The organism is Micromonospora sp. NPDC092111, from assembly GCF_044755745.1.
Lineage (GTDB): Bacteria > Actinomycetota > Actinomycetes > Mycobacteriales > Micromonosporaceae > Micromonospora.
This window is the reverse complement of the sequence record NZ_JBIVRQ010000001.1, coordinates 1314790-1327154: the sequence shown is the minus strand read 5'-3', so window position 1 is coordinate 1327154 and position 12365 is coordinate 1314790. Positions and strand designations below refer to the sequence as shown.

Annotated in this window: 8 protein-coding genes; all 8 read right to left on the bottom strand. The window is 69.8% G+C overall.

Features of this window, described 5'->3' with window-relative positions; translation table 11 throughout:
• Positions 1-272: 272 nt before the first annotated feature.
• Positions 273-2291, bottom strand: coding sequence for a DNA/RNA helicase domain-containing protein (locus ACIQG9_RS05675; protein WP_400398690.1), 2019 nt, complete (start codon positions 2289-2291; stop codon positions 273-275).
• A 109-nt stretch (positions 2292-2400) separates the two neighbouring features.
• Positions 2401-4305: a DNA/RNA helicase domain-containing protein gene (locus tag ACIQG9_RS05670; RefSeq protein ID WP_400398689.1), complete on the bottom strand. Its 1905-nt coding sequence runs from the start codon at positions 4303-4305 to the stop codon at positions 2401-2403.
• Positions 4306-4373: 68 nt separating this feature from the next.
• Complete coding sequence (locus ACIQG9_RS05665) at positions 4374-4583, bottom strand: hypothetical protein (RefSeq protein ID WP_400398688.1); 210 nt, start codon at positions 4581-4583, stop codon at positions 4374-4376.
• Positions 4584-4874: 291 nt separating this feature from the next.
• Positions 4875-5912, bottom strand: coding sequence for a hypothetical protein (locus ACIQG9_RS05660; protein ID WP_400398687.1), 1038 nt, complete (start codon positions 5910-5912; stop codon positions 4875-4877).
• 486 nt (positions 5913-6398) lie between these two features.
• Positions 6399-8852, bottom strand: coding sequence for a glycoside hydrolase family 2 protein (locus ACIQG9_RS05655; RefSeq protein WP_400398686.1), 2454 nt, complete (start codon positions 8850-8852; stop codon positions 6399-6401).
• Complete coding sequence (locus tag ACIQG9_RS05650; RefSeq protein ID WP_400398685.1) at positions 8849-9751, bottom strand: carbohydrate ABC transporter permease; 903 nt, start codon at positions 9749-9751, stop codon at positions 8849-8851. The genes ACIQG9_RS05655 and ACIQG9_RS05650 overlap by 4 nt, the downstream gene beginning before the upstream one ends.
• A gap of 55 nt (positions 9752-9806) precedes the next feature.
• Positions 9807-10823, bottom strand: coding sequence for a carbohydrate ABC transporter permease (locus ACIQG9_RS05645; protein ID WP_400398684.1), 1017 nt, complete (start codon positions 10821-10823; stop codon positions 9807-9809).
• A 142-nt stretch (positions 10824-10965) separates the two neighbouring features.
• A complete protein-coding gene (locus tag ACIQG9_RS05640; RefSeq protein ID WP_400398683.1) occupies positions 10966-12246 on the bottom strand; it encodes an ABC transporter substrate-binding protein in 1281 nt (426 codons plus the stop codon).
• Between the last annotated feature and the right edge of the window lie 119 nt (positions 12247-12365).

Below are 12365 nucleotides of genomic sequence, written 5' to 3'. Positions count from 1 at the left end.
GGCACCCGGCCAGGAGGAAGTCGAAGATGCACAGGTGCGGCTGCTTGTCCTTCGGCCGGGGCGGGAGGTCAGGGTTGGCGGACTAGATGTCGCAGTGCCACACCCCGTGCCCGTCGAGGAACGCGACGATCTCCAGCAGGTCGCGGCCGTAGCGTTCCAGCAGGTCCAGCGCTAGCCGGCTGCTGCGCAGGCCTCGGTCACGGTGTGCTCGCCGGCATTCTCCAGCAGCAGGTGGTGCGGTTGCCGACCTTGGCCGGCCCTTGGACCAGCGCTCACTGATCGCCAGATGGCGGAACCGTGTCGGAACGCACAGCGCGGGCGTCCTGTCCGGACGGTTGATCCTGTACGGAGGGACGGGCCCGACCGGTCAGGCCGGTCTTCGACACACCCGGGGCCACGAGGCCCTGCGGCACCTGGGCGGGAGGCACCAGCCCGGCCAGGAACTCCTGGGTCTCCCGATCCACCGAATAGATCAGGGTCCCTCGCATACCCCGGGTGAGCAGAACCTTGTAGGCGTTGCGGATAAGCCGCTCCGCGTTCTCCCCGGGGAACTGTCGCCGCCTGTCGAAGATGGCGCTGTCATGGGACTCAGACGGCTGGCAGACCAGCTTTCCGTTCCGGACCACCAGATCCCCGCCGAGAATGACGCCCGACCAGTCGTACTCGAAGCCCTGTGCCGTGTAGATGCATCCGACCTGCTCGAAACCGCTCGATTCGGTGGCCCAGTAGGAACCGGCCGGGATCCCCCGGGGCGGGTACTCGCTCTTGGCGTTCCACGGCTTCGACCACGAGCCGATCCTGACGTCGGGCACGAGCTGGCCGCCTCGGGGCTTCTCCGTCCAGGGCCAGCAGAAGCCGGCGGAGATCCGCGCCGAGGCGGCACCGTCGTGGGCCCACCGCAGCAGGGTCTCCATCTGCTGCGGTGAATCGGCGAGAGCGAGCCGGAAGTTGTCGTCACCGGCCCAGGCGTAGGGACCGGAGCCGGCCAGCCCCAGCAGGTGGAGCACCCACCGTTCATACCGGGGGCTGCCGCCGCTACGGAACTGCGCGCCCAGGTGGACGAAGTCGACCTCCAGGTCGAGCCGCTCCGCCATCCCCCGGATCATGGCGATGCTGCCCACCTCGTTCGGCCGCACCACCTGGTCGTCGTCGAGCAGGAAAACGGGAACCTTCGCCACCTCGATGAGCTCCTGCACCTGCGGCTTCCGGCCCCGCCGGTCGCCCCGGGTCGACCGGTTGCGGATCCGGTGCGCCTCGTCGCAGATCAGCACGTCGAGGCTGTCCGGCGGTTCGTTCATGAAATCCATGAAGTAGTGGAACATCGAGGCGGTCCGCTGCTGCGGGTCGAAGGGACGGCTCCTGGCGTACCGCTGGACGGTCTTCTTGAACGCCTTGGAGCCCGTCGCGTGCGCGACCGCACGACGCTCACCCGCGAGAGCCGCCAGCAGGCTCAACGCGATGGCGCTCTTGCCGCTGCCCGGCCCACCGGAGACCAGCACCACCCGCTTGCGCCGGCCCTGGTCCGCCCAGCGCACGCCGCGCATCACCAGCTCGTACGCCGCGCGCTGCTCGTCCAGTAGGACGAGATGCCGGCGGCTGTCGACCTCCCGGGCGGTCACCGCCAGGAGTTGTTCGCTGGCACGGGCGGGTGCGGTCAGTAGCTGCCGCGCCGCCTCCGGGTCCCGCCACGGAGCGAACCTTCCCGTCAGATAGGCGCGCAGTGGGGCGTGCCGGTCCCGGGTGAAGACCATGCGTCGATGCTCCAGGGTTGTGTCGCCCTCCGACGGCAGATCCGGAATCCGCCCGCTGTCCGCGTTGTGCAGGTACACCAGACCGTGCACCGCATCCGGCCACTCCCACAGCATCGGCAGGAAATCAGCGAGGTAGGAGCAGTAGCTTTCGACCTGCAGGGCGGGATGCACCTGCGGATCGGCCAGTCGCGGCACCCGTACCAGTTTCTCCGCCTCGTCGTAGACGCTCGCCCAGCTCCACTGCTTGAGTTCGACGACGAGGTAGACGGGACGCCTGGTGGAAGGCCCCACGCCCGCGAGGATCACGTCGACCCGCCGGCTGCTGCGGGGAAGCTGGCACTCCACGAGGACGTCGAGATCCGCGAGGCCAGCGTCGACGAGCTGCTCGGCCAACGCGGGAAGGCTGTGCCGCCAGGACGCCCGCTCGCTGTCGGACACCCGGAATCCCGCGCGGACCAGATGGGCGCCCACCCGGTCGGTCAACTCACCCTCCCTGGCCAGCTCCAGGATCTGTTGGGGATTGGTCTGGAAAGCGAGCACGTGATGAGCCCCCGGGCACGAGAATCTCGCGCGGTGGGGGCCTGTCCCGGTGGGAAGCCCGTCGGTCCGCTGAACCGACGGTCACTGTAGCGACACTCTGGGGTCGTCGCTACCCGGCATCCCGCTCGAAACGGACCTCCGGTGGGTGCGCGACCCGCACCAGGGCACGCAGGTGCTCGCGGGTCTCCGGGTCGGTGGCGTACAGCACCGTGCCCCGCATCCCCCGGGTCAGCAGCACCTTGTACGTGTTGCGGATGAGCCGGTCCGCCTCCTCGTCGCTGACCGTCTTCCGGCTGCGGAACGCCGGGTCCCTCGACTCCTCCCGCCGGGTCACCAGCCGGCCGTCCCGGGCGACCAGGTCCGGGCCGATGATGACGCCGGACCAGTCGTACTCGAAGCCCTGCGCGGTGTAGACGCAGCCGACCTGACCGAAGCCGTTCGGGTCGGTGGCCCAGTAGGCGCTGCCCGGGGCGTCGCCGACGCTGCGGTCGCTCTTGACGTTCCACGGTCGGGCCCAGCCGCCGACCGTCACGTCCGGCACCAGCGTGCCGGCCGCCCTCGGATCACTCCACGACCAGCAGTAACCGGCCGACATCCTGGCTGTGCCACCGTCGGCCTGCCGATCGGCGAGCCACTCCTCCAACTCCTGCGGCGAGTCGACGACCCGGACGTCGAAGCGACCGTCACCGACCCAGACCGTCGGTTCGCCGCCGTCGAGGCCGAGCAGGTCCAGGACCCACTGCTCGTACGCCTCGCTGCCGCCGCAGCGGAACTGGTCGTGCAGCGCGACGATGTCGACCTCCAGCCCCAGCTTCTCGGCGAACGCCGAGATGACGTCGACGTTGCCCAACTCGCCGGGCTTGACCACCTGGTGCTCGTCGAGGAGGAAGACCGGCACCCGGGCCACCGAGACAAGCTCCTCCAACTGTGGGCGGGCGACGTCGCGGCGGGCCTTGGTGGTGTAACGGTTCACCGACGTCTCCCGCACCCGGTGCGCCTCGTCGCAGATCAGCACCTCGACGTCGTTGGTGCCGGCATCCATAAAGCTGTTGAAGTACTTGAACAGGCTCTGCAGTCGGGTGGACCCTCGACCGGCGTAACGGCGCAGGGTCTGGGTGAAGGACCGGGAACCGGTGGCGTGCAGCACGGACCGGTTCTGCCGGGCCAACTCACCGAGCACCGACAGGGCGATGACGCTCTTGCCGCTGCCCGGACCGCCGGCCACCACCACGGCCCGCTTGTGGTTCGCCGTCCGGGCCCGCTCGACCGCGTGCATGACCAGCTCGTACGCGACGTGCTGCTCGTCCAGGAGGGTGAAGTGCGAGCGTTCCTTCAGCTCCGCCGCCGCGTACGCCAGCAGGTGCCGGCTGGGACGCACGGTGCTGGTCAGGAACCGGTCGGCGGCGTCCGCTCCCGACCCGACAGCGAACCGGCCGCGCAGGTGGTCGAGCCACTGACCCCGGCGCTGCCCGGTGAAGATCCGGCTCTGCTCGGTGGCCGGTCGGTCGAGCAGGTCGCTCACATCCCGGTCCACGGCGTTGTGCAGGTACGCGGCCCCGCTCAACCGTCGCGGCTCCTGGCCGAGGACGCCGAGGAAGTCGCTCAGGTAGCGGCAGTAGTCGGCCACCTGGACACCGGGGTGCAGCCGTGGACCACGGGCATGTTCGACGGCCACCAGGGTCTCGGAGTCCTCGTAGGCAGTGGCGTAGCTCCACTGCTTCAGCTCCACCACGAGGTACGAGTCGTCCCCGGTTCGCGGGTCGGACCCCGCCAGCACCGCGTCGACCCGGCGGCTGGTCAGCGGGAGCTGGTACTCCACCAGCACCTCGACTCCGGTGAGGCCGGCATCGACGAGATCCTGGGCCAGCACCGGCAGGCTGCGCGACCACGCCCGCTTCTCGGCAGGGGCCACTCCGTGACCGCTGCTCCGAAGCCGCTCGGCCAGGACCTCGACCAGCGTGCCGTCGGAGGCGAGGCGCAGCAGACCAGCAGCAGACGAACGGTACGCCGACATGGGAGCGCCTCCGGGCAGCACAGGATCACCGGGCAGGTCCACCAAGGACCGCCTTCCGACCCGGAACCCTACTCAGATGATCGAATCCTGGTCACGCGCGGTACCTTGGCGGCAGACCCCCGCATCTCGTTGGCCGGGTACCGGCGGGCCACCTCTGCCAGCTTGTCGTTCGCCGCGGCGAGCAGATCAATCCCCAGCACGTCGGCCAGTCGGGTCAGGTAGATCATGACGTCGCCGATCTCGGTCCGTACTCGGCCGCCCAACTCCGCATCGGCCATCAGGCGAACCGCCTCGTCAGGCCGTCAGCCACTGCAGCTCGGCCAGCAGCTCGCCGACCTCGCCCGCCAACGCCATCGCCAGGTTCTTCGGCGTGTGGAACTACTGCCAGTCCCGGTCGTCGGCGAACCGCCGGAGCTGCTCGGCGAGTTCCGCGACGCTCCCCGGGCCGCTCTTGTCGGTTTCGTTCATCACGACTCCAGGCGTTCGCTGTGGTGCATCGGCTGCGGGGACCCTGGCGCGGCTGTGCTCGCGATCCTCCGTCATCGGCCGCTGGTCGGACTTTGCAGGCGTCACGGATCGGTGGTCACGGTCAGCCCGACCAGTTCCTGATGATCGGGGTGTAGTCCGTCGTGGGCACCGTGGTCGTAGTCAAGGTCCCAACCGAGATCATGATCAGCGGATGAGATGGCACGGCTCCGAGCCGTGTGCGCGGCGAAGAAGGGCGCCGATGCCGAGTCGAACGCCGCGCACCTTCTACCGTTCAGTTCGCGCACCGACGCAGCGACATGCGGGCCAGCCTCCCGTGCCAGCCGAATCCGACCATCCGCGCCAACGTGGATGTGCCCATGTTCGAAGAGCGCATCACAACCGAGCAGGCAGGCGGCCATGACGTTGGAGAGATTTAGCCTTTCCCGGTAGCTGGAATCCGCCCGCCGCTTGATGTGTGCCAGAACCATCAGGTGCCGGGGCAGGTCCCGTCCGCACAACTGGCACCGCACAACCGCCAGCTCGCCGAACTTCAGCCGGCGCAGTCGGCGCTGCTCCTTGCGCCGTGCCACCAGGGCGTACACGTCAAGGTCCTCGTCGCCGATAGCGGCGCGGTCGGAGGTCTCCTCGTCCGGGCGGGCGATCGGGGTGTCTCCGCCGCCGGAGGTGAGCGCCGCAACCGGAACCGGGGAGGCCTCGACCGGTACGCCCTTCGTGTTGGCGGAATCCTTCAGAGCCGCCATCGCCGACTCGCCCAGCAGCCTCCCCGGCACGTCGTCGATGACGTCGAGCACGTGTAGCCGGACGCGTTCGGGGAACAGTTCCTCCTCGTCCGGCCATACCGGCTCCCGGTCCTCGCGGAGCGGCATCACGATCCGGGTGATCACCAACCGGCGCAGCCGGCCGGCAAGGTATGCCTCCATGTCTGTTGTCCTCGGATTCGGACCCCACCAGCCGAGGACCAGATAATCACCGGCCCGCATCGAACGCGCCACTCGGCGGGCATCCCCGCGTCGAAGATCCAGTGCAGTGGAACGCCAGCCCCAGACAGACCGTTCGATTCCGAGGTCAAGGTTGACCGCATGCTCACGGCCGACATGCACGTAGTAGGACCGCACCATCGATCGCCCTTCGCGTGGAAGCCTGCGGGGAGCGCCACCGTCCTGCCCGGGTCACGCCGACTCTAGCCACCTACCACCCGCCTGCCTAATCCGACGGCGAGCACCATGAACGGGCCTGCCCGGCGGCGGAGAGCAGCAGTCGGTGGGGAGATCTCTACGGACGCCTCGTCCGCGTCACTTGTGGGCAGCGGCAGTGGGCCGCCCTGGTCGAGGTGAAGACCGGAAGCGACACGCTGAGGTCCGAGCAGTTTTTTTGAGGCGTACCTCGACATCGCCCGGAAGCAGGGCTTCCGGGCGTCCTCGTCAAGATCTTTAACGAGATCGCGCCCATGCCGGCCATGCATCCGACCGCCTGAGCCCCGCCGCATCGGCGACATTGCGCGATCGGCGACGCCGGATCACCGCGATTTCGCCGGCATGGCGATCCGTCAGCAGCAGGCCGGGGTCCCCTCCTCCCACCCGCCGAGTGGGAGGAGGGACCCGTGCTCAGCGCGTCCGGGTGATGTCGTTGACGCAGCGCAGTACCGGACGGCTGGTCAGCGCCGCCGCGTCCAGCGGCGCACCACTGGTCACCGTGAAGGTGGCCGACTCCCCCGGCAGCAGGGTGACCAGGGCCGCGTCGACCTCGGCGGCCGGGTCGAGCCGGTCCGGGAAGAGGGTCAGGTCGCGCAGCACCGTGCGGGCGGTGACCCGGACCCGCTGCCCACCGTCGGTCGGCTCCACCGCCGCGTCGTAGTGGGCCGCCGGCCACTGTGTGTCCCGGTCCTCGGCGAAGAACCACAGCGCCCGCTCGGCCGTGTCGCCGGCCTCGGCGACCAGCAACTCCCGGCGAGCCTCCTCCGGCCCGGCCAGGTCCGCCGGCAGCGCCAGCGTCACCGCCGAGTACGCCGGCACGTCGAGGCGGTACGACGTCTTCGCCCGTGGCTCGCCGGCCAGGGTCGACCGGGTCACCGTCGCCGGGGACCGCCACGGCGTACCGGTCTCGTTCACCGCCACCAGGGCCAGCCCGCCGTCGCGGGGCTGGACGGTGAGCAGCCGGTCGGCGTACGCCCGGCGCAGCGCGTACCACAGGGGCTTGCGGCGACCGTCGCCGTCGATCGCGGCCCACGAGGTGACCGGCCAGCAGTCGTTGAGCTGCCAGACGATGGTGCCGGTGCAGACGTCCCGGTGGGACCGGAAGTGCTCCACCCCGAGCTGGATCGCCCTGGCCTGGTTGAGCTGGGTCAGGTAGTGCCAGTCGTCGAAGTCGGCCGGGACGGGCAGGTGGGCGTCGAGCCCGCGCTGGAGCTTCGCGTCCCCGTCGGTGGCCTTCTGGTGGTGGGCCATCCCGGGTGAGTCGTGCGCGAGGGGCTGGTCGCTGAGCGCCCGGCGCAGCGTCGCGTACGCCGGGGGCGCCTGGTAGCCGAACTCGGCGACGAACCGGGGGACGTACTCGCGGTACCTGGTGTAGTCGTCGGTGTTCCAGACGTCCCAGATGTGGGTGGTGCCGTGCGCCGGGTCGTTGGGGTGGATCGCCTCGGTGCCCGACCACGGGCTGCCCGGCCAGTACGGTCGGGTCGGGTCCAGTTCGCCGACGACCCGGGGCAGCAGGTCCAGGTAGTAGCCCCGTCCCCAGGTGCGCCCGGCCAACGGTTCCTGCCAGTCCCAGTCGTGCCAGCCCCAGATGTTCTCGTTGTTGCCGGTCCACAGCACCAGCGACGGGTGGCCGGCCAGCCGGGTCACCTGCTCGCGCGCCTCCGCCTCGACCTCCGTGCCGAACGGCTCTTCCTCCGGGTAGGCCGCGCAGGCGAAGAGGAAGTCCTGCTGGACCAGTAGGCCCCGCTCGTCGGCCAACTCGTAGAAGTCCGCCGACTCGTACCGGCCGCCGCCCCAGACCCGGAGCAGGTTGATGTTGGCGTCGGCGGCCTGGGTGAGCCGGCGGGCCAGCCGGTCCCGGGTGATCCGGGTCGGGAAGGCGTCGTCAGGGATCCAGTTGACCCCCCGGACCACCACCGGCACGTCGTTGACGTGCAGGGTGAACGGGGTGCCGTGGGCGTCGGGGGTGGTGTCCAGGCGTACCGACCGGAACCCGATCCGGCGGGACCAGGCGTCCAGGGTGTGGCCGTCCGCCGTCCGCAGGGTGACCGCCAGCGGGTGCAGCGGCTGCCCGCCGTACCCCCGGGGCCACCACAGCTCGGGGTCGGCGACGGTGAGGGTCAGCACGGCGGTGCGCTGCCCCGCCGGGACCGTCACCTCGCCGGCCACGCCGGCGACCTCGGCCCGGACGGTCAGCGGCACGTCGGCGGCCCGCTCGACCTCGACGTGCAGCGCGACCCGCCCCTCGCCGTCGGCGACCGTCACCACCGGACGGACGGTGCCGAGCCGGGCGGTGGACCAGGCGTGCAGCCCGATCTCCTGCCAGATCCCGGCGGTGACCACCGTCGGCCCCCAGTCCCAGCCGAAGTTGCAGGCCATCTTCCGGATGAACTGGAACGGCTCCGGGTAGGCGTTGGGCCGGTCGCCGAGCCGGTCCCGCTGTCCCTCCGCGTAGCGGTACGCCGAGTCGAACCGGACGGCGAGCGTGTTCGCCCCGGGCCGTAGCAGCGACCGCACGTCGAACCGGTACGACCGGTGCATGTTCTCGGTGCGGCCCACCTCGGTGCCGTTGAGGGTGACCGTGGCGACCGTGTCCAGCCCCGCGCAGACCAGGTCGAACCGGTCGTCGTCGCCGGGCTGGTGGACGAAGGTGGTCTCGTACTCCCAGTCGGTACGGCCGATCCAGGTCAGCGTCGTCTCGTTGTCGTCGAGGTAGGGGTCGGGGATCAGGCCGGCGGCGAGCAGGTCGGTGTGCACGCAGCCGGGTACGGTGGCGGGCACCTCCCGGCCGGCGACCTCGCCCGGCACCTGCGGCCCCGGTACCGCCCGCAACTGCCAGCCCTGGTGCAACGCCTGGTGGGTCACGACTTCACCGCGCCTTCCATGATTCCTCGGACGATCTGCCGGCCGCCGACGAAGAGCATGACCAGCAGCGGCACGGTGGCGACGAACGCGCCGGCCAGCACCCGGCGGTAGATGACGTAGTTGCCGCTGGCCAGGTCGGAGATGGCCACCATCGAGGTGGGGAAGTCGGTGCCGCTGAGCGTGATCAGCGGCCACTGGAAGTCGTTCCAGGTGGCCACGAAGGTGAGCAGGCCGAGCACCGCCAGGGCCGGGCGGATCGCCGGCAGCACGATGTTCCAGTAGACCCGCATCGTGGTGGCCCCGTCGACCCGGGCCGACTCGACCAGTTCGTCGGGGACGGTGTTGACGATGAACTGGCGCATGTAGAACACGCCGAACGCGGTGACCAGGCCGGGCGCGATGACGGCGAGCAGGGTGCCGTTCCAGCCCAGCTTGCCCATCACGATGTAGAGCGCCACGATGCCGAGCTGGTTGGGCACGGTCAGGGTGAGCACCACGAAGAGCATCAGCGCCCGGCTGCCCTTGAACCGCAGCTTGGCGAAGGCGAACCCGGCCAGCGAGCAGAAGAAGAGCACCGAGGCGGTCACCACGGTGGCGACGATGACGCTGTTGACCAGCGAGGCGGCGAAGTAGACGTCCTGTAGGGAGAAGACCTCGTCGACGTTGGTCATGAACCGGTCGCCGGGGACGACGGCCGGCGGGAGCTTCGCCAGCGCCTCGTCGCTGCTGGTGGCGATGACGAACATCCAGTACAGCGGGAACGCGCCGAGCAGGAACGTCACCGCCAGCATCAGGTACGTCCAGAGCCCGGCCGGGGTGTCCTGCGGTGCCCGGCCCAGCAGGGTGGGCCGGTTGCGGCGCGCCGGGGCGGTGGGGCGCGGCGGGGCGACGGCGGTCATCCGGGCCTCCTCTCGTTCGCGGCGGCGGGGCTCCGCTGCGCCGCGTTCCTCGCGTTCACCGGCGGCCTCCGGAGAGGCGGTTCGTCAGCAGCGTGTTGATGCCGGCCACGAGCAGGATGATCACGAAGAGCGCCCAGGACATCGCGGCGGCGTAGCCGAGGTTGAGGTCCTTCCAGCCGACCTTGTAGATGAGCTGCGCGATGGTCTGCCACTCGCCGTCCGGCCCGCCGGTCGCGGCCTGCGCGTTGAGGTCGAAGAGCATCGGCTCGGTGAAGAGCTGGAGACCGCCGATGGTGGACAGCACGACGGTGAAGACGACGACCGGCTGGATCATCGGCACGGTGATCCGCCAGAGCTGCTTCCACGGCCCGGCGCCGTCGATCGCCGCGGCCTCGTAGACGTCGCGCGGGATGGACTGCATGGCGGCCAGGTAGAGCAGGGCGTTGTAGCCGATCCACTTCCAGTTGACCATCGTGGCGATGGCGATCCAGGAGTGCGGCTTGTCGGCCCGCCAGTCGATCGCGGCGTCGCCGGTCCCGCCGATGCCGACGCTGGCGAGCAGCCAGTTGGCCATGCCGTAGCTGCGGGAGAAGAAGGCGCTGAAGACCATCGTCGAGGCGACGATCGGGGTGACGTACGGCAGCAGGATGCTGACCCGCCACCAGGTCTGCGCGCGCAGCTTGCGGTTGAGCACGGAGGCGACGAGCAGGGCGAGCAGGAGTTGCGGCACCGACGACAGCAGGAAGATGCCGAAGGTGTTGTAGAGCGCGTTCCAGAAGTCCTCGTCGCCGAGGAGCCGGGTGAAGTTCTCGACGCCGGCCCAGTACGGCAGCGTCGGGTCGTCCAGGCGGTAGTTGCGCAGCGACACCACGCCGTTGAAGGCCAGCGGGAAGAGCCCGAAGACGATGAAGAGCAGGAAGAACGGGGCGATCATCAGGTACGGCATGTAGCGCATGTCGAAGCGGTGCAGCCGGTTGCGCCAGGTGAGCCGCCGCTCGTCGGGTCCGGAGCCGCCGCGCCCCGGCGCGGCTCGGCGGCCCGACGGCGCGGGCGCGGCACGGGTGGTGGGCATGGGACACACTCCAGGGCCGAAGAGGTGACGTTACGGCGGGGGCGGGACTTCGCGGAGGTCGCCCCGGGCGGGCCTCGCCCGGCGCGGACCGACCGGGACGGTGGCGGAGCGTCGGTCCGCTCCGCCACCGCCCACCGGTAGGTCAGGACGTGCCGGCCTTCTCGGCCTCCTTGACCGCCTCCGCCCAGGCGGCGTCCGGCTTGAGGGTCTTGTTCTGCACCCGGGTGATGACGTTCTCGACCGCGACCCGGGTCGGGCCGTTCTTCTTGCCCAGGTACTGCGGGGTCAGCCCCTGTGCCATCTTCGGGAAGATCTGCCCGACCGGCGCGTCGGTGAAGAACGGGTTCTTGAACTCGGCGATCGCCGGGTCGGCGTAGAGCGCCGGTTGGGACGGCAGGTTGCCGACCTTCTTGAAGATCTCGATCTGCTGCGCCGGCTGGACCAGCCACTCCACCAGCTTGTACGCCTCGTCGACGTGCTTGCCCTGCTTGGGCACGGTCAGGAACGAGCCGCCCCAGTTGCCGCCGCCGCCGGGCACGGCGGCGATGTCCCACTTGCCCTCGGTGCCGGGCGCGGTGTCCTTGATGTGGCCGAGCATCCACGCCGGGCAGGCGAGGACGGCGAACGAGCCGGCGGTGAAGCCCTTGTCCCAGTCGGCCTGGAAGCTGGCCAGGTTGGCCGAGAGCCCGGCCTGGATCGCCTTGATCGTGTAGTCGAAGGCGACCTTCGGGCCACCCTCCATCTGGAGTTGTTCCTGCTCGTTGTAGAAGCCGACCTGCTGCTGGCCGAGGATCGGGTTGAACAGGTTGGTGCCGGAGTCGAGGAACTTCTTGTTGGTCTGGCCGGTGTACCGCTGGCCGACCTCGATGAACTTGTCCCAGGTGGGCCAGAGGGCGGAGACCTGGTCGCGCTCGGTGGGCAGCCCGGCGGCCTTGAACAGGTCGGTCCGGTAGCACATGGCCAGGCCGCCGACGTCGGTGCCGAGGCCGATCTGGGTCTTGCCGTCGGCCGACAGCGACTGCTTCCACTTCCAGGGCAGGTACTTGCTCTCGTACGAGCCGGCGCCCTTGTCCAGCAGGTTGACGAACTTGTCGGACTGGCTGCGGAACTGGACCATGAAGCCCTCGTCGATCGCCGCGATGTCCGCGGCGCCCGAGCCGGCGACGAGCTTCTTCTGCAGGTCCTCGTGCTGGGCGTTGTACTCGCCCGAGTTGAGCTGGATCTTGACGTTGGGGTGCTCGGCCTCGTACTTGACCTTCAGGTCCTGGAGACCGAAGTCGCCCCAGAAATTGATCTTGAGAGTGACCTGGCCGCCCCCGTCGGCGGAGTCGGTGGTGCTCTTGCCGCTGCATCCAGCGACCATCATCAGGCCGACGGCGCCCGCCGCCGCCGCGCGGGCCCAGTGGGTCCAGGACCGTTTCATGCCATCCTCCGCGCCACCATGGGAACGCTCCCGACATCGAGAGACGTTGACTGAACCGGATAAGTGAGGCCACCGTACGGGCCGACCCCGACACTGTCAACGGCCGGTTAACACTGAGC